Origin of the sequence: Achromobacter sp. 77, from assembly GCF_020541125.1 — a bacterium.
Lineage (GTDB): Bacteria > Pseudomonadota > Gammaproteobacteria > Burkholderiales > Burkholderiaceae_B > Achromobacter > Achromobacter mucicolens.
This window is the reverse complement of record NZ_CP059848.1, coordinates 3,420,852-3,444,191: the sequence shown is the minus strand read 5'-3', so window position 1 is coordinate 3,444,191 and position 23,340 is coordinate 3,420,852. Positions and strand designations below refer to the sequence as shown.

General features: G+C 66.4%; 20 protein-coding genes. 9 read left to right on the top strand and 11 right to left on the bottom strand.

Annotation, left to right across the window (positions count from 1 at the left end; translation table 11 throughout):
• The first annotated feature begins 42 nt into the window (after positions 1–42).
• The 4 genes from pepE (at position 43) to H4P35_RS15890 (ending at position 3,463) form a co-directional block, all read left to right on the top strand.
• Positions 43–747: a dipeptidase PepE gene (pepE, locus tag H4P35_RS15905; RefSeq protein WP_062840701.1), complete on the top strand. Its 705-nt coding sequence runs from the start codon at positions 43–45 to the stop codon at positions 745–747.
• Positions 744–1,673 (top strand): DUF1177 domain-containing protein, encoded by a 930-nt coding sequence (locus tag H4P35_RS15900; protein ID WP_226846203.1) that lies wholly within the window; start codon positions 744–746, stop codon positions 1,671–1,673. The genes pepE and H4P35_RS15900 overlap by 4 nt, the downstream gene beginning before the upstream one ends.
• A complete protein-coding gene (locus tag H4P35_RS15895; RefSeq protein WP_226846202.1) occupies positions 1,670–2,359 on the top strand; it encodes an AroM family protein in 690 nt (229 codons plus the stop codon). Before H4P35_RS15900 ends, H4P35_RS15895 begins: the two co-directional genes overlap by 4 nt.
• Before the next feature lie 114 nt (positions 2,360–2,473).
• Positions 2,474–3,463: a tripartite tricarboxylate transporter substrate binding protein gene (locus H4P35_RS15890; protein WP_056324398.1), complete on the top strand. Its 990-nt coding sequence runs from the start codon at positions 2,474–2,476 to the stop codon at positions 3,461–3,463.
• A 148-nt stretch (positions 3,464–3,611) separates the two neighbouring features.
• On the opposite strand, the gene coaBC is transcribed toward H4P35_RS15890, so the two are convergent.
• The 4 genes from coaBC to H4P35_RS15870 form a co-directional block, all read right to left on the bottom strand.
• Entirely contained in the window at positions 3,612–4,808 is a 1,197-nt protein-coding gene (coaBC, locus tag H4P35_RS15885; protein WP_056324402.1) for a bifunctional phosphopantothenoylcysteine decarboxylase/phosphopantothenate--cysteine ligase CoaBC, read from the bottom strand.
• Positions 4,809–4,964: 156 nt separating this feature from the next.
• Positions 4,965–5,495 carry a signal peptidase II gene (gene lspA / locus H4P35_RS15880; protein WP_152384776.1) on the bottom strand — a complete coding sequence of 177 codons (531 nt, stop codon included), beginning with the start codon at positions 5,493–5,495 and terminating at the stop codon, positions 4,965–4,967.
• 2 nt (positions 5,496–5,497) lie between these two features.
• Entirely contained in the window at positions 5,498–8,365 is a 2,868-nt protein-coding gene (ileS, locus tag H4P35_RS15875) for an isoleucine--tRNA ligase (RefSeq protein WP_226846201.1), read from the bottom strand.
• Entirely contained in the window at positions 8,355–9,320 is a 966-nt protein-coding gene (locus H4P35_RS15870; protein ID WP_063955488.1) for a bifunctional riboflavin kinase/FAD synthetase, read from the bottom strand. The genes ileS and H4P35_RS15870 overlap by 11 nt, the downstream gene beginning before the upstream one ends.
• A gap of 158 nt (positions 9,321–9,478) precedes the next feature.
• Between H4P35_RS15870 and purN the strand changes: the two genes are divergently transcribed.
• Both purN and H4P35_RS15860 read left to right on the top strand, forming a co-directional pair.
• Complete coding sequence (gene purN, locus H4P35_RS15865) at positions 9,479–10,135, top strand: phosphoribosylglycinamide formyltransferase (protein ID WP_172802195.1); 657 nt, start codon at positions 9,479–9,481, stop codon at positions 10,133–10,135.
• 1,030 nt (positions 10,136–11,165) lie between these two features.
• A complete protein-coding gene (locus tag H4P35_RS15860) occupies positions 11,166–12,527 on the top strand; it encodes an RsmB/NOP family class I SAM-dependent RNA methyltransferase (protein WP_226849477.1) in 1,362 nt (453 codons plus the stop codon).
• Here the strand turns inward: H4P35_RS15860 and H4P35_RS15855 are convergent.
• Together H4P35_RS15855 and H4P35_RS27270 are read right to left on the bottom strand one after the other, a co-directional pair.
• Complete coding sequence (locus tag H4P35_RS15855; protein WP_370638925.1) at positions 12,511–12,891, bottom strand: hypothetical protein; 381 nt, start codon at positions 12,889–12,891, stop codon at positions 12,511–12,513. The two genes, H4P35_RS15860 and H4P35_RS15855, sit on opposite strands and share 17 nt — an antisense overlap.
• Positions 12,892–13,232: 341 nt before the next feature.
• Positions 13,233–13,409 (bottom strand): hypothetical protein, encoded by a 177-nt coding sequence (locus H4P35_RS27270; protein ID WP_370458371.1) that lies wholly within the window; start codon positions 13,407–13,409, stop codon positions 13,233–13,235.
• Between H4P35_RS27270 and H4P35_RS15850 the strand changes: the two genes are divergently transcribed.
• The 3 genes from H4P35_RS15850 to H4P35_RS15840 are packed head-to-tail and all read left to right on the top strand — an operon-like array spanning position 13,329 to position 17,067.
• Positions 13,329–14,465: a fatty acid desaturase gene (locus H4P35_RS15850; protein WP_369818561.1), complete on the top strand. Its 1,137-nt coding sequence runs from the start codon at positions 13,329–13,331 to the stop codon at positions 14,463–14,465. The genes H4P35_RS27270 and H4P35_RS15850 overlap by 81 nt on opposite strands.
• Complete coding sequence (locus tag H4P35_RS15845) at positions 14,462–16,756, top strand: UvrD-helicase domain-containing protein (protein WP_056324422.1); 2,295 nt, start codon at positions 14,462–14,464, stop codon at positions 16,754–16,756. The genes H4P35_RS15850 and H4P35_RS15845 overlap by 4 nt, the downstream gene beginning before the upstream one ends.
• A gap of 5 nt (positions 16,757–16,761) precedes the next feature.
• The gene (locus H4P35_RS15840; protein WP_056324424.1) at positions 16,762–17,067 is read left to right on the top strand and encodes a chorismate mutase; all 306 of its coding nucleotides are present in this window, start codon (positions 16,762–16,764) and stop codon (positions 17,065–17,067) included.
• A gap of 140 nt (positions 17,068–17,207) precedes the next feature.
• Here H4P35_RS15840 and H4P35_RS15835 read toward each other — a convergent pair whose 3' ends face one another.
• From H4P35_RS15835 to dapC, 5 genes are all read right to left on the bottom strand, one after another.
• Complete coding sequence (locus H4P35_RS15835) at positions 17,208–19,142, bottom strand: ABC-F family ATP-binding cassette domain-containing protein (RefSeq protein ID WP_226846199.1); 1,935 nt, start codon at positions 19,140–19,142, stop codon at positions 17,208–17,210.
• A complete protein-coding gene (gene prmB, locus H4P35_RS15830) occupies positions 19,139–20,044 on the bottom strand; it encodes a 50S ribosomal protein L3 N(5)-glutamine methyltransferase (RefSeq protein WP_226846198.1) in 906 nt (301 codons plus the stop codon). Before prmB ends, H4P35_RS15835 begins: the two co-directional genes overlap by 4 nt.
• Positions 20,045–20,139: 95 nt before the next feature.
• On the bottom strand, positions 20,140–21,279 hold the full coding sequence (gene dapE / locus H4P35_RS15825) for a succinyl-diaminopimelate desuccinylase (protein ID WP_056324429.1): 1,140 nt from the start codon (positions 21,277–21,279) through the stop codon (positions 20,140–20,142).
• Entirely contained in the window at positions 21,279–22,100 is an 822-nt protein-coding gene (gene dapD, locus H4P35_RS15820) for a 2,3,4,5-tetrahydropyridine-2,6-dicarboxylate N-succinyltransferase (protein ID WP_056324432.1), read from the bottom strand. The genes dapE and dapD overlap by 1 nt, the downstream gene beginning before the upstream one ends.
• A gap of 24 nt (positions 22,101–22,124) precedes the next feature.
• A complete protein-coding gene (dapC, locus tag H4P35_RS15815; protein WP_056324436.1) occupies positions 22,125–23,321 on the bottom strand; it encodes a succinyldiaminopimelate transaminase in 1,197 nt (398 codons plus the stop codon).
• Between the last annotated feature and the right edge of the window lie 19 nt (positions 23,322–23,340).

Sequence of the window (23,340 nt, the reverse complement as noted above, 5' to 3'; positions counted from 1 at the left end):
GCGCCGCGCCCAGAACCCTTACCCCTTCGGACTCTGACTTCCATGAACCTTCTGCTCCTCAGCAATTCCAGCAGCGACGCCGGCTATCTGGTGCACGCCATGCCGGACATCCGCGAACTGATTGAATCCCTGCCGCAAGGCGCGCCGGCCGTGTTCGTGCCGTACGCCGGGGTCACGCGCAACTGGGACGATTACACGGCGCTGGTCTCGTCCGCGCTGGCCGACACGGGGCTGGCCATCCAGGGCCTGCATACGGCCGAAGATCCCGTTGCCGCGCTGGAGGCCGCGTCGGTCATCATCGTCGGCGGCGGCAACACGTTCAATCTGCTGGGCCAGCTGCGCCGCCAGGGCCTGCTCGAGGTCGTGACGCGCCGTGTGCGCGCGGGTGCGGCCTATCTGGGCTGGAGCGCGGGCTCCAACCTGACGTGTCCCACCATCTGCACGACGAACGACATGCCCATCACCGACCCGCAAGGCTTTGATGCATTGGGCCTGTTGTCCTTCCAGATCAATCCGCATTACACCAACGCGCACCCTCCGGGCCACCGCGGCGAAACGCGCGCCCAGCGTCTGGCCGAGTTCTGCACGCTGAATCCGGCCATGCCGGTGCTCGGCCTGCCCGAAGGCGCCGGTCTGCGCGTGCGCGGCCACAAGATCGCGCTGGTCGGTCCGCACGATGCGCCGCTCTTCCTGGGGCGCGAAGAACCGCGCATGTTCCGTCCCGGCCCCGTGGAAATCCCGGCATGAAGCAGGTCATCGACGTTATCGAATTGCTGTCGTCCGCGCACGTCACGGGCGAGTCCGTGGCGCAGGTGCTGCGCGACGCCGGCCATTGCGAAGTGCAGGTCACGCACCTGGAGCGTGACGGTCTTGCCACCGACTTCCTGTCCATCGTGATTCCCGGCGCGGATGCCTCGGCCCCGCAATTGGGCATCGTGGGCCGCTTGGGCGGCATCGGCGCGCGCCCAGCGGTGACGGGCCTGGTGTCCGACAGCGACGGCGCCGTCGTCGCAATCGCCGCCGCGCTCAAGCTGATGGCGATGGCGCAGCAGGGCGACGTACTGCCCGGCACGGTCCGCATCCGCACGCACATCTGCCCGCGCGCCGGCACGCGGCCGCATCATCCGGTGCCGATGATGCGCTCGCCGTTCCCCATGCGCGAAATGATGTCGCACGAGGTGGATCCGCGCATGGACGCGATCCTGTCGGTGGACACCACGCGCGGCAACCGCCTGGTCAACAAGCGCGGCGTGGCGCTGACCCCGGTGGCCAAGCAGGGCTACCTGCTGCGCATCCCCGAAACCATGCTCGACGTCATGGGCTGGGTCAGCGGTGAGCTGCCGGTCACGCTGCCGTTGACCACCCAGGACATCACGCCCTACGAAAACGGCTTGTGGCACGTCAATTCGCTGATGCAGCCGGCTATCGCCACGGACGCGCCGGTCGTCGGCGTGGCGTTGACCGCGCAGACCACCGTGCCCGGTTGCGCCACCGGCGTCACCAACGCCGTGGACGCGGACGTCGCCATGCGCTTCTGCATCGAGATCGCCAAGTTGTACGGCCAGCGCGCCATGACTTTCTTCGACGATGCCGAGTGGCACGCGCTGCAGGCCCGTTACGGCTCGATGGCGCACTTGCAGACCGTGGGCCGCGAAGACGGAGCCGCGCAATGAGCGCCCGCACACCGCGCCGCGTCGCGTTCTTCACGATCGGTCAATCGCCGCGCAGCGACGTTGTGCCCGAGATGGCGCGCGTGCTGGGCGCCCACGTGCGCATCGACGAGTTCGGCGCGCTGGACGGCCTGGACGCTGCGGGGCTGGCCGCGCTGGCGCCGCGGCCCCGCGAATACCGCTTTGCCACGCGCCTGCGAGACGGTTCTCAGATCGAACTGGACGCCGCGGCTGCCGAGGCCCGGCTGGCGCACGTGATGCGAGAGGCCGACGGGCAGGGGTACGACGTGCTGGTGCCGCTGTGCACCGGCACGGCCATCGCGCCCATGTGCACGCTGGTGGTGGAGCCGCAGCAGGTCGTGGACCACCTTGTTGCTGGCCTTGCGCAGCACTGCCGCAAGGTCGGGCTGGTCGTTCCGCTTGAGGCCCAGGTCGACGCTTTTCACATGGCCGTGCCGCTGGAATGCGAAACGCAGGTTGTGCACGCCTCGCCCTACGAGGCCGACGCGCAGCAGGCCGCCCGCAACTTCGAGGCGGCCGGGCGCGAACTGGCGTCCTGCGACCTGATCGTCATGCACTGCGTGGGCTACGCGCAGCGCATGCGCGATGCCGTGGCGCAGGCGTCGGGGCGCCCCGTGCTGCTGTCCAACCGCCTGGTGGCCCAGGCCCTGGCACAAATACTGGAATAACGCCGCCGGACGCAATCCCGAAACTCTGGCCGCACGGACTCGCGCGGCCGCTTCGGGCGAGCGGCGAGAGGAGACGAAGCCGACTTCGTCAATCAACTGTTGGGAGTTTTTTTCATGATCAGCCGTACCCTGCACCGCGCCGCTGGCGCACTGTTCGCCGTTGCCGCGCTCTCGGCTGCCTCGGCCCATGCCGCCGACGCCTGGAAGCCCGCCAAGCCCGTGCGCCTGCTGGTGGGCTTTGCGCCGGGCGGTTCGGCCGACACGCTGGCCCGCCTGCTGGCCGAGCCGCTGTCGGCCCGCCTGGGCCAACCCGTCGTGGTCGAGAACCTGGCCGGCGCCGGCGGCAACATCATGGCGTACCGCCTGAGCCAGGCGCCCGCCGACGGCTACACCATCGGCATCGCCGCCGCCGGTTCCATGGCCATCACCCATGTCCTGAACCCCAAGGGCACGAACTACAAGCCCACCGACTTCACGCCCATCACACTCGCTGCCGTGCAGCCCAATGTGGTCATCGTCAACAAGGACGTGCCTGCCAATAACCTGGCCGAACTGAAGGAATACTTCCAGAAGACGCCGACGGCCACTTACGGCACCGCGGGCGTGGGCATCTCGAACCACCTGATCGCCGAGACCATGCTGTACAAGCTGGGCGTGAAAGTGCCGCACGCCGCCTACCGCGGCGCCGCGCCGGTCATCACCGACCTGCTCGGCGGCCACATCGCCATGACGATGGACAACATCTCGACCGCCGCGCCGCTGGCTTCGCAAGGCAAGGTCAAGGCGATTGCCGTCGCCTCGATCAAGCGCGCCGCCCAGTTGCCCAACGTGCCGACGCTGGACGAGCAAGGCCTGAAGGGCTTTGACATGCCGACGTGGCAAGGTGTCTTCGCGCCCGCCGGTCTGCCCGCGGACGTGCTGGCCGCTTATTACGCCGCGCTGCAGGACGTGCTGAAGCAACCGGCACTCGTCGAGAAGATGGCGGGCCTGGGTTCGGAGCCCGTCACCGGCATGACGCCCGAGAAGTTCAGCGCATTCCTGGACAATGACCGCAAGCAATGGGCGGACATCGTCAAGGCCGCGAACATCAGCCTGGAGCAGTAACGCGCGGGTGGCGGCTTCAGTCTCCATGGTCGCGAAAGTCGCCATAGAGCAAAACGCCGGACCCTTTCGGGACTGGCGTTTTTTTTGATGCGTGGCGCCGGATAAGCCGGCGCGCGTTAATGCAAGCCGGGGTATCCAAGATGCCCGGTCAGGCTGGCATGCGCGCCGCGATTTCGGCGATAAGCCGGCGTGCGGCGTCCAGCTTGTTGCCGGCAGGCAGCGGGTGGGTGCCTTGGGCATCGAACAGCACCAGCTCTGTGGTGTCGGCGTCCATTACCTTGTGCGCCAGATTGCCCACCAGCAGCGGAATGCCCTTGCGCGTGCGCTTGGCTTCAGCGTGCTCGGCCAGCTTTTCGGTTTCGGCGGCAAAGCCGACGCACCACGGGCCGTTCTCAAGCTTGGCCACTTCGGCCAGGATGTCCGGATTGGGTTCGAATTCCATCACCGGCGCGCCGCCGCCTTCGCTGGTTTTCTTGAGCTTTTGCGTGCTGACGTTTTTCACGCGCCAGTCGGCCACGGCGGCCACGGCAATGAAGATGTCCGCGTCGCCCACGCTGGCCATGACGGCGTCGTGCATCTGGCGGGCGGTCATGACAGGCAGGGCGGTCACGCCGCGAGGAATGGGCAGGAAGGTCGCGCCAGTGATCAGCGTGACGCGGGCACCGGCTTCGCGCGCGGCGCGCGCCAGCGCGTAGCCCGTCTTGCCGGATGACCGGTTGCTCAGCACGCGCACCGGATCCACGGGTTCGGACGTGGGGCCGGCGGTCAGCAGCACGTGGCGGCCGGCAAGCAGCTTGGGCTGAAAGAAGGCGATCAGGTCGGTCAGGAGCTCATGCGCTTCCAGCATCCGGCCATCGCCGGTCTCGCCGCAGGCCTGTTCGCCCGCTGCGGGTCCCAGCACCGTGACGCCGTCGCCGCGAAGGGTTTCGACGTTGCGCTGTGTGGCCGGGTTGGCCCACATCTCGCGATTCATGGCGGGCGCCACCAGCAGCGGACAGGCACGCGCCAGACACAGCGTGGACAGCAGGTCGTCGGCCAGTCCGTGCGCCACCTTTGCCATGAAGTCGGCGCTGGCGGGGGCGATCAGCACGGCGTCCGCGCCGCGCGTCAGGTCGATGTGCGCCATGTTGTTGGGCACCCGGGCGTCCCAGGCGTCCACAAACACGGGGCGGCCCGACAGCGCCTGCATGGTGACGGGCGTGATGAAGTGCGTGGCCGCCTCGGTCATCACCACGTCCACCGTGGCGCCTTGTTCGGTCAGGCGCCGCACCAGCTCGGCGATTTTGTAGCAGGCGATGCCCCCGGTCAGGCCGAGGACGATGCGTTTGCGGGCGAGATCGAGCATGAGGGCAGGGCGGCGGGTTCAGCGCCGTGTAATCGAGGAATTGAAAGGGATTTTATTCTGCATTGCCGCAACGCGCCGTTCGTCATGGATTAGAGGGGGCATCAATGCAGACGAAAACCGCTGGAAACGAAAGGGGGGCAACATGCCCCCCTTTTGTCATGCTTGCGGCTTGCGGGCGCGCAGCAGTTCGTCCAGCACCAGCAGCACCGCGCCGCAGGTGATGCCGACGTCGGCCAGGTTGAAGGCAGGGAACTGCCAGTCGTTCCAGTAGAAGAGCAGAAAGTCCACCACGTGGCCATACACCACGCGGTCGATGACGTTGCCGATGGCGCCGCCCAGGATCAGCGTCAGCGCCAGGCAAAAGCGCGGCTGGCCGTGCGTGCGGCGCAGCATCCAGACGATGACCACCGCCGCCACGCAACCAAGGCCGGTGAAGAGCCAGCGCTGCCAGCCTTCTTCGGAGGCCAGGAAGCTGAAGGCTGCCCCGCGGTTGAACACCAGCGTGAAGTCAAAGAAAGGCAGGATGTTGACGCGCTCGCCGTACTGGAAGGCCGTGTTGAAGTAGATCTTGGTCAACTGGTCCAGCACGATGATCAGCAAGGCCAGCGCCAGCCAGCCGCCCACGCGCGCCGGCGCGGCGCGGGCGGGGGCGGCGTCCGTCACCCCGTGTTCGGAGGGGCGGGTCATGTTCAAGCCTTGTCGCGGGCTTCGCCCGAGCCGAACAGGTTGGACACGCAGCGGCCGCAGATCTCGGGATGATCGGCGTCCTGGCCCACGTCAAGGCGCCAGTGCCAGCAGCGTTCGCACTTCTTGTGCGCCGACGGCGTGACCTCGATGCGGGTTTCGCCTTCGCCAGCGTGCACGGTGGCGCGCGAGACGATCAGCACGAAACGCAGGTCGTCGCCCAGGCTGGCCAGCAATTGCTGGTCTTCGCCGTTGGCGTACAGGTCGACCTCGGCTTGCAGCGACGAACCGATGTCGCCCGCCGTGCGCACTTCTTCCAGCTTGCGCTGGACCTCGGCGCGGATGGCGCGCAGGCGCGCCCACTTGGCGGTCAGCGTCTCGGCGTCGGCAAACGGCGGCAGCACGTGATAGACCTCGGTGAAGATCGTCGTGCGGGCCGCATCGGCCTGGTTCTTCAGGGCCGAGGCCGCCAGTTCCTTCCAGGCCTCTTCGGCCGTGAACGACAGGATGGGCGCCATCAGCTTGAGCAGCGTCTGCGTCACATCCAGCAGGGCCGTCTGCGCCGAGCGGCGCGCGCGGCTGTCCGGTGCGGACGTGTACAGGCGGTCCTTCAGGATGTCCAGATAGAACGCGCCCAGGTCTTCGGAGCAGAAGGTCTGCAGGCGCGAGACGGCCGGATGGAAATCGTAGCGCTCGTAGTTCGCCTGGACTTCCGCCTGCATCTGCGCCGTCATGGCGAGCGCGTAGCGGTCGATCTCGAAGAGCTCGCCGTAGGGCACCGATTGCGACACGGCGTCGAAGTCGGCCAGGTTGGCCAGCAGGAAGCGCAGCGTGTTGCGGATGCGGCGATAGCCTTCCACGACGCGCTTGAGGATTTCGTCCGAGATGGAGAGCTCGCCGGAATAATCGGTGGACGCGACCCACAGACGCAGGATTTCGGCGCCCAGGGAATCGGACACCTTCTGCGGGGCAATCACGTTGCCGACCGACTTGCTCATCTTGCGTCCCTGGCCGTCCACCACGAAGCCGTGCGTCAGCAGGGCCTTGTAGGGCGGCTGGCCGTAGAGCATGCAGCCGGTGAGCAGCGACGAATGGAACCAGCCGCGATGCTGGTCCGAGCCTTCCAGGTAGAGGTCGGCGGGCCAGCCGAGTTCGGCGCCGTGCGAGCCGGCGAATTCGCCGTCCTTGCCGCCCAGCACCGTGGCGTGCGTGCTGCCCGAATCGAACCACACGTCGAGCGTGTCGCGGTTCTTTTCGTACTGGTCGGCTTCGTCGCCCAGAAGCTCGCGGGGATCGAGCGCCTGCCAGGCCTCGATGCCGCCTTGTTCGACGCGCTGCGCCACCTGTTCAAGCAGCTCGGACGTGCGCGGATGCAGCTCGCCGGTTTCCTTGTGAACGAAGAACGCCATCGGCACGCCCCACTGGCGCTGACGCGACAGGGTCCAGTCCGGGCGGTTGGCGATCATGGCATGCAGGCGGGCGCGGCCCCAGGCAGGGTAGAACGCCGTGGCGTCGATGCCGGCCAGCGCCGTTTCGCGCAGGGTCGGGTTGCCGTCCTTGGGCGCGACGTCCATGCCGGCGAACCATTGGCTGGTCGCGCGGTAGATGATGGGCGTCTTGTGGCGCCAGCAGTGCATGTAGCTGTGCTTGTGCTTTTCAACGTGCATCAGCGCGCCGGCTTCCTTGAGGGCTTCGACGATCTTGGGATTCGCGTCCCAGATCGACAGGCCGCCAAAGAGCGCCAGGCTGTCGACGTACTTGCCGTCGCCCATGACCGGGCTGATGAAGTCGGTGTCCTTCATGCCGTGCTCTTTGCACGACATGAAGTCCTCGATACCGTAGGCAGGCGCCGAGTGCACCACGCCAGTGCCGGAGTCGGCCGTGACGTAGTCGCCCAGGTAGACGGGCGCCTTGCGGTCGTAGGCGGCGTTGAACTGCGCCAGCGGGTGGCGGAATTCAATGCCCGACAGCGCCTGGCCGGGCGCCGTGGCGATGACTTCGCCGTCGAGCGCCCAGGACTTCAGGCAGTCTTCGACGCGTTCCTTGGCGATGAGCAGCAGGGGGCCAAACTTGGGCGTGATTTCGGACGTGACCCGCACCAGCGCGTATTCGATTTCCGGATGCACGTTCAGCGCCTGGTTGGACGGGATGGTCCAGGGCGTGGTCGTCCAGATCACGATGGCGCCGTCTTCGACCGATTCCAGGCCGAAGGCCTTGGCCAGTTTGGCGGGTTCGGCAAACGGGAAGGCCACGTCGACAGCCGGGTCCACGCGATCGGCGTATTCCACCTCGGCTTCGGCAAGCGCCGAACCGCAGTCGAAACACCAGTTCACGGGCTTTAAGCCGCGGAACACATAGCCCTTGTCCAGGATACGGCCCAAGGCGCGAATCTCGTCGGCCTCGTTGCTGTAGTTCATCGTCATGTACGGACGATCCCATTCGCCCAGCACGCCCAGGCGCTTGAAGTCCTTGCGCTGGCGGTCGATCTGCTCGAGCGCGTAGGCCCGTGCCTTGGACTGCACTTCTGCCACGGGCAGGTGCTTGCCGTACTTCTTTTCGATCTGGATCTCGATGGGCATGCCGTGGCAGTCCCAGCCCGGCACGTAGTGCGCGTCGTAGCCGGCCATGTTGCGGCTCTTGACGATGATGTCCTTCAGGATCTTGTTGACCGCGTGGCCGATGTGAATGTCGCCGTTCGCATAGGGCGGGCCGTCATGCAGGACGAAGCGGGGCCGGCCGCGGCTGGCCGCACGGATCGCCTGGTAGACGTGGTTTTCCTCCCATTGCGCAATCCAGGCGGGCTCGCGCTTGGCGAGGTCGCCCCGCATGGGGAAGGGAGTATCGGGCAGGTTGAGGGTCTTTTTATAGTCCATGAACGGCAAAATAGGCGCGCGCGTTTCGCGCGTCTTCGGCGATGGCGGCAGTCAGGGAAGGGAGATCAGGAAATTTTTCTTCGTCCCGCAGCTTTTGCAGGAATTCGACGCGTACGAGTTTACCGTATGCGTTGACGGTCTCATCGAGCAAGTGTGACTCAAGCAGCACTCTGCCGCGGTCCTCGACCGTCGGCCGCACGCCCAGGCTTGCCACCGCAGGCAGCGCGCGGTCGGCCAATCCGTGAACCTGCACCACGTAGATGCCCGAACGCGCGGCGCATCTTTCGGCCACGCGCAGGTTCATCGTGGGATAGCCCAGGGTCCGGCCAAGCTTCTGGCCATGGATGACGTGGCCGCTGATATGGAAGGGGTGTCCCAGCAGATGACGGGCGCGCTCCAGGTCGCCCACCGCCAGCGCGGTGCGGACCTCGGAGCTGGAAATGCGGTGGCCTTGGCGGTCCGTGACATCGGCCAGCGTCTGGACCTCGAAACCATGCACCATGCCGGCCTCGCGCAGCAGATCGATGTCGCCGCTGCGCTTGTGCCCGAAACGGAAGTCCTCGCCCACCAGCAGCCATTTGGTCTGCAAGCCCTGCACCAGCAGGTGTTCGATGAAGGCATTGGCCGACATTTCGGCCAGCCGGGCATTGAATCGCTCGACCACGACCTGCGTGATGCCGTAGCGTGCCAGCGCGGCCAGCTTGTCGCGCAGCCCGGATATGCGGGTCGGCGCCAGCTCCGGACGCTGGTTCAGGGTGGCGAAATACTCCCGCGGGTGCGGTTCGAAGGTCATCACGGCCGGCGTAAGTCCGCGTTCGCGGGCCACCTGGCAGACGCGGGCAAGCATGGCCTGGTGGCCGCGATGGACGCCGTCGAAATTGCCGATCGTCAGCGCGCAAGGGGCGCGCCGGTCGGGCGGGGGCAGGGATCGGTAGATACGCAGCGATGGTTTCACGAGCGAGAGTTTACAATTTTGGATTACGGGTTTGTTCGTATCCCGCCAGCGTCCTCTCGCGCCGGCGCTTCCGCGCTGCGCGCGCGGGCCCTTTTCCGATTCCGGATCACGGGGGCGGACCCGCCCGATTTCCCTTGGAATTCTTCATCTTGCCGGAAATATCTTCTATCAAGCGCCGCCTCGTCATCCTGATCTCGGGACGGGGCAGCAACATGCAGGCGCTGGCCGAGGCCTGCCGCGACGAATCCTGGCCAGCGGAAATTGCCGCTGTCATCGCCAGCCGTCCCGACGCCGCCGGCCTCGAATGGGCCGCCGGGCAGGGTATCCCCACGGCCGCCCTGTATCACAAGGACTACGCCAGCCGCGAAGCCTTCGACACCGCGCTGGCTGCCGAAATCGACCGGTACGAGCCCGACTACGTCATCCTGGCCGGATTCATGCGGGTGCTCACGCCCGGTTTCGTGAATCACTACGCCGGCCGCCTGGTCAACATCCATCCTTCCTTGCTGCCCGCGTTTCCGGGGCTGCATACGCACGCCCAGGCCCTGGCGACGGGCGTGCGAGTGCATGGCTGCACCGTGCACTTCGTCACCCCGGTCCTGGACCACGGCCCCATCATTGCCCAGGGTTGCGTGCCGGTTCTGGCCGGCGACACCCCGGAGTTGCTGGCCGAGCGCGTGCTGGCCGTCGAACACCAGGCTTTTCCGGCTGCCGTTCGCTGGCTGGCCGAAGGCCGGGTTACCCTGACAAATGATCACCGCGTGGCCGTCCAGGGCGACCCCGTGCGCCTTTTTTCCTGGACGCCGGCCGTCTGAACGGCCTGAAAAGCATTTATCGGGCGCGAGCGCCTGCGCCCCACTGGACTACACCATGACCAAACCCCAATCCCCGCGTTCCCGGCTGGCCGGCTCCTTCGGCGCCGCCACGGAAGGCCGCGACGGCCGATCCTTCTTCTCCCGCCCCAAGGGCGACGCCCGCAAGCCGGCGCCCCGCGACCGGTCCGAATCCGGCGACCGCGCCCGTGACGATCGCGGTGGCGATCGCGGCGGCTACGGCCAGGAGCGCGGCGAAGCTCGCGGTGGCGACCGCAATTCGTACGGCCAGGATCGCCGCGAAGGCCAGGGCCGCCCGGATTCGCGCTCGTCCTTCGGCGGGCCGCGTGGCGAAGGCCGCGGCGGCGACCGCAATTCATACAGCCAGGATCGCCGCGAAGGCCAGGGCCGCCCGGATTCGCGCTCGTCCTTCGGCGGGCCGCGTGGCGAAGCCCGCGGTGGCGACCGCAATTCATACAGCCAGGATCGCCGCGAAGGCCAGGGCCGCCCGGATTCGCGCTCGTCCTTCGGCGGGCCGCGTGGCGAAGGCCGCGGCGGCGACCGCAATTCGTATGGCCAAGATTGGCGCGAAGGCCAGGGCCGCCCGGATTCCCGCGCGTCTTTCGGCGGCCCGCGCGGCGAAGGCCGCGGTGGCGACCGCAATTCGTACGGCCAGGACCGCCGCGAAGGTCAGGGCCGCCCGGATTCCCGCTCGTCCTTCGGCGGCCAGCACGGCGAAGCCCGTGGCGGTGACCGCAATTCGTATGGCCAGGACCGCCGCGAAGGTCAGGGCCGCCCGGATTCCCGCTCGTCCTTCGGCGGCCAGCACGGCGAAGCCCGTGGCGGTGACCGCCATTCATATGGCCAGGACCGCCGCGAAGGGCAAAGCCGCCCGGATTCCCGTTCCTTCGATTCCCGTGCCTCCAGCGGTCAACGTGGCGAACACCGCGGCGGCGATCACGCCCCGCAAAAGCCCCAATCCAACCGCCCGCGCCTCTCGCACGGCGCCATCCGCATCGACCAGGTGCAGCGCGTGCTGGGCGAGATCCTGCAATGGACCTATCCGGCCGACGCTGCGCTGTCGCACTGGCTGCGCCACCACCCGAACCTGGGCGCGCGCGACCGCTCCGAAGTCGCAGAGGCCGTTTATGACGTGCTGCGTCACCTTCGCCGCTACCGCCAGTACGCGGAAAGCGGCGTCGGCCCCGCTTCGCGCCGCCTGGCCATCCTGGGTCTGAATGCCACGGTGGGCGCAGAACCCCTGCAAGAGGGCATGGACGCGGCCGAAGCCGAATGGCTGCAGCGCGTGTCGCGCATCGACGTGGCAACCTTGCCCCGCGCCGTGCGCGGCAGCATTCCTGATTGGCTGGACGAGCGTCTGAGCGCCATGGAAAGCCCGGACACGCTGGTCGAGGCCTTGAACCGCCAGGCCAGCCTGGACCTGCGCGTGAACCCGCTCAAGACCGAGCGCGATGCCATGCTGGCCGAACTGCAGCAAAGCGCGGGCCGCTATGAGCCGACGGCGATGCCTTTTTCGCCGTGGGGCATCCGCATGCAAGGGCGGCCCGCCATCAACCGGTGGCCCCAATTCGAGAACGGCAGCATCGAAGTCCAGGACGAAGGCAGCCAGTTACTCGCGCTCCTGGTTGCTCCCCGGCGCGGTGAGATGATCATCGATTTCTGCGCGGGCGCAGGCGGCAAGACGCTGCTTCTAGGCGCGCTGATGCGTTCGACCGGCCGTCTGTACGCCTTTGATGTTTCGGCGGCCCGGCTGGCGCGCGCCAAGCCGCGTTTTGCGCGCAGCGGCCTGTCGAATGTCGTGCCGGTGGTGATCGACAATGAAAACGATGCGCGCGTGAAGCGCCTGGCAGGCAAGGCGCAACGCGTGCTGGTCGATGCGCCCTGCAGCGGCATCGGCACCCTGCGCCGCAATCCGGACCTGAAATGGCGTCAGCACCCCGAGGCGCTGGCTGAACTGGGTCAGCTTCAAGAGCGCATCCTGAACAGCGCGGCGCGCTGCGTTGCGCCCGGCGGGCGTCTGGTCTACGCCACATGCAGCCTGCTGGCCGAAGAAAACGAAGTCCAGGCTGACCGGTTCCTCGCCAGCCACCCGGATTTCGAACGCGTGGACGCCGCCGAAATCCTGGGCGCCCGGTGCGAGACCCTGAAGCTGGAAGGTCCTTACGTGCAGTTGCGCCCGGACGTGCACGGCACCGACGGGTTCTTTGCCGCCGTGTTCGAGCGCAAGAAGAAGGCAGCGGCTTCCGGTGCCGCTGAAGCTTCGGAAAGCGCCGAAGACGCCAAGGATGCGGAGTTTGCCGAGCCGGTGGCCGCCGAGGAAGCCGGCGCCGAAACCGCCTTGCAGGAAGAAGCCGGCGTCAAGGACCCGGTGTGACCCCTACCGTCGCGCTGTAGCGGCGGGTTCCGATCGTCTTGTTCTGGTACTTCACTTCCCAGGACAGGGTGTCGGAGCCCGGCCGGTCGGCCTGGTAGACCACCTGTGCCACCGGCACCGACTTGTAGGCGCAGCGCCCGGAATCGTTGGATTGTCCGCGCGTCTGCAGGATGCTGGCCTTGCCCAGCGTCGGCATCTGGGTGATCGCGACGCGCGGCGCCCGCAACGCCAGGCAGTCCGAACCACGAATCTCATAGTAAGAGGCCAGGACGGCAACGTCCCCGGACTTCAGCGTTTGCGCCTGGGCAGACGCCGAAAACCCCACGCCAAGCGCGGCGAGGGCGATGTAAAAACGGTGACGCATTAGATTCAGGGGCATTAGTGGGACAAAAGAGACAGTTTTGGGGCGTGACGGCGGGCAGTGTGCCCGGCTATCGTGGCCTCTTCAAGACGGCGGACTTGCCTGACTGGAACTTTAATCGCCAAATGTAGCCAAAACCCGGTGCCGTTGCGAAAGTCGCAGCTCTCCCTCCCGGGGGCGTGGACACCGGAATGGCGCCGTTGAAGGCTCTGCGTGCGCCCAAAGCGCCGCGAGCGCGGCTTTTTTGGTCAAAACCGCGGCTTAGTCCTTGATTTCTCTCAATAACTATTTTGAAACTAGATTGTCATCAGACGGCTAAGGTAAGCTAAACTTTCAGCCACTTCTCATGCGAGGCTCATAACAGCTTTATGGATTACATCCTCTCCTTCATTGCCGGCGGCCTGACCCAAGCGACTTGGTGGCAGATCGTCGTTTTCACTTTGGTCGTGACGCACATCACGATTGTTGCGGTCACGGTTTTTCTCCATCGCAGCCAAGCGCACCGCGGTCTGGATCTTCATCCGGCTGTCATGCACTTCTTCCGCTTCTGGCTCTGGATGACGACCGGCATGGTCACCAAGGAATGGGTGGCCATTCACCGCAAGCATCACGCCAAATGCGAAAAAGAAGGTGACCCGCACTCGCCCATGCTGTTCGGCATCTGGAAGGTGCTGTTCCGCGGCGCGGAGCTGTACCGCGAAGAGTCGAACAACAAGGAAACCATGGCCAAGTTCGGTCACGGCACGCCTGACGACTGGCTCGAGCGCAACGTCTACAGCAAGCACAGCCTGTGGGGCGTGCTGACCATGCTCGCCATCGACATCGCCCTGTTCGGCGCCATCGGCGTCACCGTCTGGGCTGTCCAGATGGCCTGGATCCCCTTCTGGGCCGCCGGCGTCGTCAACGGCATCGGCCACTTCTGGGGCTACCGCAACTACAACAGCCCGGACACCAGCACCAACGTGTTCCCTTGGGGCATCGTGATCGGCGGCGAAGAGCTGCACAACAACCACCATGCCCACGGCACGTCCGCCAAGTTCTCGGCCAAGTGGTATGAGTTCGACATCGGCTGGTGCTACATCAACATCCTGAAGTTCTTCGGCCTGGCCAAGATCAAGAAGGTTGCGCCCAAGCTCAAGCTGGACGACTCCCGCACGGGCATCGACCTGCGCACGCTGCAAGGCGTGATCACGCACCGCTACGAAGTCATGGCCCGCTATGCGGACGTGATCAAGAGCGCCGCCCGCGAAGAGCTGGCCAAGCTGAAGGCCTCGCGCCAGGAAGGCAACGCCGAGTGCGGCTACACCAAGCTGCACAGCGTGCGCCGTGCCATCCACCGCAACGAAGAAATCCTGCAGCCCGAGCAACTGGCTGCCGTGGACAAGGCCATTGCCCAGAACAAGTCGCTGTCGACGCTGGTTCAGATGCGCCGTGAACTCGGCCGCATCTGGGAAAGCTCCAGCGCCAGCAGCGAACAACTTCTTCATGACCTGCAGGCCTGGTGCCAGCGCGCCCAGCAAAGCGGCATCGCTGGGCTTGAGCAGTTCGCTCAACATCTGCGCCGCTACGCGGCATGATGCTAGAGAAGCTCAATCCTGAACAACGCGCCGCAGTAACGTTAGAACCGCAGCACGCCCTGGTCTTGGCCGGGGCGGGCAGCGGCAAGACCCGGGTGCTCACCACCCGCATGGCCTGGCTGATTCAAACCGGCCAGGCTTCGCCTTTTGGGCTTCTGGCGGTCACGTTCACCAACAAGGCAGCCCGCGAGATGCTGGCGCGCATGTCGGCCATCCTGCCGATCGATACGCGCGGCCTCTGGATCGGCACGTTCCACGGCCTTTGCAACCGCATGCTGCGCGCGCATCACCGCGACGCCGGCCTGCCGCAGAGCTTTCAGATCCTGGACGTCACGGACCAGCTTGCGGCCATCAAGCGCCTCATGAAGGCCAACGGCGTGGACGACGAAAAGTACCCGCCCCGCGATGTGCAGCGCTTCATCAACGGCGCCAAGGAAGAGGGCCTGCGCCCCGCCGACGTCGAAGCCTACGACGCGCACCGCCGCCGCCTGATCGAGATCTACCAGCTCTACGAAGCGCAGTGCCAACGCGAAGGCGTGGTCGACTTTGCCGAGCTGCTCCTGCGCGCCTATGAGCTGCTGTCGCGCAACGCGCCCGTGCGCGAGCACTACCAGCGCCGGTTCCGCCACATCCTCGTCGACGAGTTCCAGGACACCAACACGCTGCAGTACAAGTGGCTTCGCCTGCTGGCGGGCGGTGGCGCGGCCATCTTCGCCGTGGGCGACGACGACCAGTCCATCTACGCCTTCCGCGGCGCCAACGTCGGCAACATGGCTGACTTCGAGCGCGACTATGCGCATGGCACCGTGATCCGCCTGGAGCAGAACTACCGCTCGTACGGTCATATCCTGGATTCGGCCAACGCGCTCATCGGCCACAACTCGGGACGCCTGGGCAAGAATCTCTGGACCGACCAGGGCGAGGGCGAACCGGTGCGCGTCATCGAGCAGCCGTCTGATGGCATGGAAGCGCAGTGGATCGTGGACGAGATCCGTTCCCTTATCCATGAAGGCAGCGACCGCCGGGAAATCGCCGTGCTGTATCGCAGCAACGCGCAGTCGCGCGTCATCGAGCACGCCATTTTCTCGGCCGGCATCCCGTACAAGGTGTATGGCGGTCTGCGCTTTTTTGAGCGCCAGGAAATCAAGCACGCGCTGGCCTACCTGCGCCTAATGGCCAATCCGCACGACGATACGTCGTGGATGCGGGTGGTCAATTTCCCGACGCGCGGGATCGGGGCACGTACGCTCGAACAACTGGCCGATGCCGCACGCGAGCACGACACCAGCCTGTATGGCGCGGTAGCGCGGGTTGCGGGCAAGGGCGGATCCAATCTGGCCCAGTTCGCGCAGCTGATTCATCGGCTCATCGAAGAAACCCGCGAGCTGCCGCTGCCCGAAATGGTCGAGCACATGCTCGAGGCCAGCGGCCTGAACGCCCATTACAAGGCCGAGCGCGAAGGCGCCGAACGGCTGGAAAACCTGAACGAACTCATCACGGCCGCGGCGGTGTTTGCGTCCGAGGAAAACTACGACGGCATGCCCGCCGGCCAGGTGCCCGACGGTGACACGTCCTCCACGCTCATGCCGGGTGTGGTGGACGCGCCTGCGGTTGCAGGCGACAACCTGACGCCCCTGGCCGCGTTCCTGTCGCATGCGGCGCTCGAGGCCGGCGACAACCAGGCCCAGCAAGGCCAGGATGCCGTCCAGCTCATGACGGTGCATGCCGCCAAGGGCCTGGAATTCGACGCCGTGTTCATCACCGGCCTGGAGGAAGGGCTGTTCCCGCACGAGAACAGCATCCTCGAGCCGGCCGGCCTGGAAGAAGAACGCCGCCTCATGTACGTGGCGATCACGCGCGCGCGGCAGCGCCTGTACATCAGCCTGGCGCAAAGCCGGATGCTGCATGGCCAGACGCGATACGCCATGCGCTCGCGCTTTCTGGATGAAATTCCCGAGCAGCACCTGAAGTGGCTGACCCCCAAGGCCGGGCTGGCCCCGGTCAGCGCGACAGGTGCAGGGTGGGGCGGCGGCAACCGTGGCGATGCCTTTGGCCGCAAGCCGACCAACACCATTGCGCCGCGTCAACCCCGCGGTGTCGCTACCGGCGTCACGGTGGGCGACAAGCAGTATCGTGTGGGGCAGGGTGTGCGTCACGCGCGTTTCGGCGACGGCACGATCATCGGCCTGAGCGGCGCGGGACAGGACGCCCAGGCGGAAATCCACTTCCGCGATGTCGGCGCCAAAACCTTGGCGCTTGGCATCGCCAAGCTCGACATTGTTCAGGGTTGACACATATGGCCAACAACGATTCCCCCAAAGCCGAGCTGGCGTCCCTGCGCGCCGAAGTCGACGAGATCGACCAGCAGATCATGCTGCTGCTGGGTGTGCGGTTCCGTTGCACGGACATGATCGGCGAACTGAAAACCAACCACGGGATGGATCTGGTGGACCCCAGGCGCGAGGCCCAGCAGGTCGAGCGCATCCGGCGCCTGGCACTGGAAGCCGGCGTGCCGCCCGATCTGGCCGAGACCATCCTGCGCGAAGTGATCGACACCGTGATCGACAACCACACCCGCCTGCGCGAGCGTCCTTACTCGTGACCGCAGGCGCGCGCCCGAGGCCTGTCAAGGCAAGTGCGCGGTTATAGGCCAGCCGAAAACAGCTAGCCCAAAAAAACCGGCCCCAATTCGGGGCCGGTTTCTATTTGAAGCCCGCTTAAATGTGGGCCACTTCTTTTGGGTCAGGCTTCGCTCTGGTCGATCTCTTCCAGCGAGCCCTGCAGCTCCAGCCACTGCTCTTCCAGTTCCCCCATGCGCTTGCCGTGTTCGCCGTGGTCCGCCATGACCTTCTGGCGTTCGGCGCGACGCGCGTCGGAATACAGGTCCGGATCGGCGATCACCGCGTCCAGGGCCGCGAGTTTGCTCCGCAGTTTTTCCATCTCGGATTCCACCTTGGCCAGCTTGGACTCCAGCGGCTTGCGCAGGGCGGACAGGCGTTGCCGCTGTTCGGCTTCGGCGCGGCGCTGCGCCTTGCGATCGACGACGGGGTCACTGCCGTTTTCGGCGCTTTCCCGCGCCTCGGCGCGTTCGTCCGCATTGCGCGCGGCCAGCCAGTCGCGGTAGTCCTCCAGGTCGCCGTCGAACTCCCGCACCGCGCCGTCCGCCACGATCCAGAAACTGTCCACGGTAGTGCGCAGCAGATGGCGATCGTGCGACACGAGCAGCATGCTGCCGCCGAAGTCTGCCAGGGCGGTGGCCAAGGCCTCGCGCGTCTCGACGTCCAAGTGGTTGCTGGGCTCGTCCAGCAGCAGCAGGTTGGGTTTTTGCCAGACGATGAGCGACAGCGCCAGGCGCGCCTTTTCGCCGCCCGACATCGGGCCGACCTTGCTGGTGACGGTATCGCCCGAGAAACCGAAACCGCCCAGGTAATTGCGCAGTTCCTGCTCGCGCGCCTCGGGCGCCAGGCGGGCCAGGTGCGCGATTGGCGTGCTGTCCACGTCCAGCATGTCGAGCTGGTGCTGGTGGAAGTATCCGATCGCCAGACCGCGCGAGGCGCGGCGCTCGCCGGCCTGCACGGGCAGTTCCTCGGCCAGGGTCTTGATCAGTGTGCTCTTGCCGGCGCCGTTGGCGCCCAGCACGCCCACGCGGCTGCCCGCGCGAACCATCAGCGTCACATCGCGCAGGATGGGCATGGCATTGCCCTCGGCGTCCGTGTAGCCCGCCGACAGATGCTCAAGCGTCAGCAGCGGATCCGGCACCTGGTCGGGTGAGGGGATGCGAATGTCGATGCCGGCTTCCGCTTGCAGCGGCGCCAGCACCTGCATGCGCGCCAACGCCTTCACGCGGCTCTGCGCCTGCTTGGCCTTGGACGCCTTGGCCTTGAAGCGGTCGATGAAGCCTTGCAGGCGGGCCGCCTCGCGTGTCTGGCGGTCGTAGGCGATGCTGGACTGGCGCAGGCGCTCGGCGCGCTGCGTCAGGAAGTCGCCATAGCCGCCGCGATACCGCGTCAGCTTGGCATGGTCGAAATGCAGGATCGACCGCGCGACCGCGTCCAGGAATTCGGTGTCGTGGGAGATCAGCATGACGGTGCCTTCATAGGCGGCCAGCCATTTCTCCAGCCACAGCATCGCGTCCAGATCCAGGTGGTTGGTGGGTTCGTCCAGCAGCAACAGCTCGGACGGAGCCATCAGCGCGCGGGCCAGCGCAAGGCGCATGCGCCAGCCGCCCGAAAAGCTCTCGACCGGTTGCGTCCATTCGGCGGGCTTGAAGCCCAGGCCGGCCAGGAGTTGCTCGGCACGGGAGGCCGCGCTCCAGGCGCCGGCTTCCACCAGCGCGGCTTCCACTTCGGCGATCTGCGTGCCCTGGTCGTCGGACAGCGCCGCGCGCTGCGCCTGCAATGCGCGCAGATGCGTGTCGCCGTCGATCACGAACTCGCGGGCAGGGCGGTCGTCCGCGTGCAGTTCCTGCTCGACGCTGGCGATGCGCCAACCGGCGGGCAGCGACAAGGTGCCGGCGTCTGCGTCCAGCGCGCCGGTCAGCAGCGCGAACAGCGAGGACTTGCCCGCGCCGTTCTTGCCCACGATGCCTACCCGTTCCCCCGGGTTCACGACAAATTCGGCGCCGTCCAGCAGCACTTTCGTGCCGCGGCGCAGGGTCAATCCGTTGGCGCGTATCACAGGCTCAGTTGCTCGCGGGTAAGCAGCAGCAGCTGGTCCGAGGCTTCCTCGGTGTCCAGCCAGACGGGCGACAGCTGCGGGAAGGCGGCCTCGAAGAAATCGCGCTCATGGCCGATTTCAAGCACCAACACGCCGTTCTCCGACAGGTATTGCGGGGCGGCTTGCAGGATGCGGCGCACGAGGTCCATGCCGTCGTCGCCGCCGGCAAGCGCCAGTTGCGGTTCGTGCAGGTATTCCTGCGGCAGAGCGCGCATCGAGCCGCTGTTCACGTAGGGCGGATTGCAGACGATCACGTCATATTCGCGCGCGGGCAGGGCATCAAAGAGGTTGCTTTCGTGCAGGTCCAGGCGGTCGGCAAGCCCGTAGTCGTCGACGTTGCGGCGCGCGACTTCCAGGGCGTCGGGGGACACGTCCACCGCGTCCACGTGCGCGTACGGGAAGGCCAGCGCCGCCAGGATCGCCAGGCAGCCGGAGCCGGTGCACATGTCCAGCACGTTTTCCACGGCCAGCGCATCCTGCACCCACGGCGACAGCCCCTCGTCCAGCAGCTCGGCGATCGGCGAGCGCGGCACGATCACGCGCTTGTCCACGTAGAACCGGTGGCCGCGAAGCCAGGCTTCGTTCGTCAGGTACGCGGCGGGCACGCGCTCGGCCACGCGACGGTCCAGCAGGTCCAGCACACGCTCGCGCTCTTCGCGCAAGACGCGCGCATCCAGGAACGGATCCAGCGTGTCCAGCGGCAGGTGCAGCGCGTGCAGGGTCAGGTAGACCGCCTCGTCCCAGGCATTGTCGCTGCCGTGTCCCAGCGACACCTGGGCGCCGTTCAGGCGCGAAACGCCGTAGCGGATCAGGTCGCGCACGGTCTGCAGTTCGTCGCGGGAGGTTGCGTTCGTATCAGGCATTCAAATCACCGTCCCAGGGGGAAAACGGAAAAACGCCCCCTGAAAGGGGGCTGGAAAGCGTGCGCGGCGGGACTGGCGTCCCGCCGGCGCGGGCATCATGCGGGCAGCAGCAGGTTTTCCAGCGTGCGCCGATAGATGTTCTTGAGCGGTTCCAGCGAGGCGACCTCGATGCGCTCATTGACCTTGTGGATCGTGGCGTTGCCGGGGCCGAACTCGATGACTTGCGGGCAGATCTTGGCGATGAAGCGGCCGTCCGACGTGCCGCCGGTGGTCGACAGCTCGGCGGTCACGCCGGTTTCCGCGTGGATCGCCTGCACCAGCGCGTCGGTCAAGGATCCGCGCGGGGTCAGGAAGGGCTCGCCGCCCAATTCCCAATCCAGCTCGTACTCCAGGCCGTGCTTGTCCAGCACGGCGTGAACCTGCTGCTTCAGGCCTTCAGGCGTGCTGGCCGTGGAAAAGCGGAAATTGAACAACGCCACGGCCTCGCCGGGCACGACGTTGGTCGCGCCCGTTCCCGAGTTCAGGTTGGACACCTGGAACGTCGTGGGCGGGAAATACTCGTTGCCCTGGTCCCATTCAATGCTGACGATCTCGGCCAGCGCCGGCGCAAGCTGGTGAACAGGGTTGCGCGCCAGGTGCGGGTAGGCCACGTGCCCCTGGATGCCCTTGACCGTGAGCTTGCCCGACAAGGAGCCGCGGCGGCCGTTCTTGCAGGTGTCGCCCAGCACGTCGCCCGACGTGGGCTCGCCCACGATGCAGTAATCCAGCTGCTCGCCGCGCGCCTTGAGCGCGTCGCACACGATGGCGGTGCCATCGATGGACGGGCCTTCCTCGTCGGACGTGATCAACAGGGCGATCGAGCCGTCATGCTGCGGGTGGGCCGCCACGAATTCCTCGGCCGCCACCACAAAGGCGGCGATCGAGCTCTTCATGTCGGCCGCCCCGCGGCCGTACAGCCAGCCGTCGCGTTCCGTGGGAACGAAGGGATCGCTGTTCCACTTCTCGCGCGGGCCCGGGGGCACCACGTCGGTGTGGCCGGCAAACACCGTCAGCGGCGCGGCGCTGCCGCGCCGGGCCCACAGATTGGTGACGCCGCCCTGCGCGATGGTCTCGCAGGTAAAGCCGATGCGTTCGAGCCGGGCGGCAATCGCCGCCTGGCAGTCTTCGTCCGCGGGCGTGACGGAGGGACGGGCGATCAGGTCCTTGACCAGATCCAGTACGGCCGAATTGCTCATCAAGCCCTCAGCAGGTCGTTGATGCTGGTCTTGGCGCGGGTCTGCGCGTCGACACGCTTGACGATCACGGCGCAGGCCAGGCTGTGCGTGCCGTCGGCCGAGGGCAGCGAGCCCGGCACCACGACCGAACCCGAGGGCACGCGGCCGTAGGTGATCTTGCCGGTGGCGCGATCGTAGATCTTGGTGCTTTGCGACAGGAACACGCCCATGGCCAGCACCGAGTTCTCTTCGACCACCACGCCTTCCACGACTTCGGAGCGCGCGCCAATGAAGCAGTTGTCTTCGATGATGGTGGGGTTGGCCTGCAGCGGCTCAAGCACGCCGCCAATGCCCACGCCACCCGACAGGTGGACGTTCTTGCCGATCTGGGCGCACGAGCCGACGGTGGCCCAGGTGTCGACCATCGTGCCTTCGTCGACGTAGGCACCGATGTTCACATAAGAGGGCATCAGCACCACGTTGCGGGCGATGAACGAGCCGCGGCGGGCCACGGCCGGCGGCACCACGCGATAGCCGCCTTGCTTGAACGCGTTGTCGCCGAATTCCGAGAACTTGAGCGGCACCTTGTCGTAGAACTGCAGCGGCGCCTGGCCCATGATGGCGTTTTCGTTCAGGCGGAAGGACAGCAGCACGGCCTTCTTGATCCACTGGTGCACGACCCAGTCGTCATTGATCTTCTCGGCCACGCGCAGGCGGCCCAGGTCCAGCCCGTCGATGGTGTGCTCAACGGCTTCGCGCACTTCGGCGCTGGCGTCGGTGGGCGACAGGTTGGCCCGGTTCTCCCAGGCTTGTTCAATGGTGGTCTGCAGGTCGAGAGTCATAGCGGCTCAGCTTTTAAAGGTTGGTCAAACAGAAGTATGTACAAAATGGGCGATGCGCTCGGCCGCCTGCACGCAGTCGGCCAAGGGCGCCACCAGGGCGATGCGGATGCGTCCCTGGCCCGGATTCATGCCGTGCGCCTCGCGCGCGAGGAAGCTGCCTGGCAGCACGGTAACACCGGTACGGCCATAGAGGTCGCGCACGAAAGCCGTATCGGAACCGGGCGTCGCCGCCCACAAATAAAACGAAGCCTGCGGCCGCGACACATCCAGCACCTTTTGCAGGATGGGCAGCACCGCGTCGAATTTCTCGCGGTACTGGCGGCGGTTTTCCTTCACGTGCGCCTCATCCGTCCACGCGGCAATGCTGGCCGCGGACACGATGGGGCTCATCGCACTGCCATGATACGTGCGATACAGCAGAAACCGGCCGATCAGCGCCGCGTCGCCCGCCACGAAGCCCGACCGCAGGCCCGGCACATTGGACCGCTTGGACAGGCTGGAGAACACCACCAGGTTGCGGTAGTCGTCCCGCCCCAGACGCCGCGCCGCCTGCAAACCGCCCAGCGGGGGATCGCCCTCGTCCAGATAGATCTCGGAATAGCATTCATCCGACGCAATCACGAAACCATGACGGTCCGACAGCTTGAACAGCGTTTCCCACTCTTGCAGCGACATCACGTTGCCGGCAGGGTTGCCCGGCGAGCACACGAACACCAGGCGCGTCTTCTTCCAGATGTCTTCGGGCACCTGGTTCCAGTCGCTGCCGAAATTGCGTACCGGATCGGCGTTGACGAAGTAGGGCGTCGCGCCCGCCAGCAGCGTGGCGCCTTCGTAGATCTGATAGAACGGGTTGGGGCAGATCACCACGGAACCGGCCGCGGGATCGATCACGGTCTGCGTGAACGCAAACAGCGCCTCGCGCGACCCCAGGGCCGGCAGCACTTGCGTTTCGGCATCGGGCGCCGGAATGCTGTAGCGGCGCGCCAGCCACTCCGAAATTGCCCGGCGCAGGGCTGGATCGCCCTTCGTCGACGGGTAGACGGAAAGCCCGGCCATGCCGTCGCGGATGGCTTGCGCCACGCGTTCCGGCGCGGCGTGCTTGGGCTCGCCGATCGACAGGTTGATGGGCGTAATGCCGTCCGGCTGCGAGCTGGCAGAAGCCAGCAACGCGCGCAATTTTTCGAACGGGTAGGGGTGCAGGGCATCGAGGCGCGGATTCATGACGCAAGATTTTAACAAG

Bases quoted from the DNA above. Each gene is read 5' to 3' on its own strand.
- lspA (WP_152384776.1), bottom strand. From the start codon at position 5,495: ATGACCCGCCCCTCCGAACACGGGGTGACGGACGCCGCCCCCGCCCGC.
- H4P35_RS15900 (WP_226846203.1), top strand. From the start codon at position 744: ATGAAGCAGGTCATCGACGTTATCGAATTGCTGTCGTCCGCGCACGTC.
- H4P35_RS15895 (WP_226846202.1), top strand. From the start codon at position 1,670: ATGAGCGCCCGCACACCGCGCCGCGTCGCGTTCTTCACGATCGGTCAA.
- H4P35_RS15840 (WP_056324424.1), top strand. From the start codon at position 16,762: ATGGCCAACAACGATTCCCCCAAAGCCGAGCTGGCGTCCCTGCGCGCC.
- H4P35_RS27270 (WP_370458371.1), bottom strand. From the start codon at position 13,409: ATGAAGATCCAGACCGCGGTGCGCTTGGCTGCGATGGAGAAAAACCGT.
- H4P35_RS15845 (WP_056324422.1), top strand. From the start codon at position 14,462: ATGATGCTAGAGAAGCTCAATCCTGAACAACGCGCCGCAGTAACGTTA.
- ileS (WP_226846201.1), bottom strand. From the start codon at position 8,365: ATGGACTATAAAAAGACCCTCAACCTGCCCGATACTCCCTTCCCCATG.
- pepE (WP_062840701.1), top strand. From the start codon at position 43: ATGAACCTTCTGCTCCTCAGCAATTCCAGCAGCGACGCCGGCTATCTG.
- coaBC (WP_056324402.1), bottom strand. From the start codon at position 4,808: ATGCTCGATCTCGCCCGCAAACGCATCGTCCTCGGCCTGACCGGGGGC.
- H4P35_RS15855 (WP_370638925.1), bottom strand. From the start codon at position 12,891: ATGCGTCACCGTTTTTACATCGCCCTCGCCGCGCTTGGCGTGGGGTTT.
- dapD (WP_056324432.1), bottom strand. From the start codon at position 22,100: ATGACTCTCGACCTGCAGACCACCATTGAACAAGCCTGGGAGAACCGG.
- dapC (WP_056324436.1), bottom strand. From the start codon at position 23,321: ATGAATCCGCGCCTCGATGCCCTGCACCCCTACCCGTTCGAAAAATTG.
- dapE (WP_056324429.1), bottom strand. From the start codon at position 21,279: ATGAGCAATTCGGCCGTACTGGATCTGGTCAAGGACCTGATCGCCCGT.
- H4P35_RS15890 (WP_056324398.1), top strand. From the start codon at position 2,474: ATGATCAGCCGTACCCTGCACCGCGCCGCTGGCGCACTGTTCGCCGTT.
- prmB (WP_226846198.1), bottom strand. From the start codon at position 20,044: ATGCCTGATACGAACGCAACCTCCCGCGACGAACTGCAGACCGTGCGC.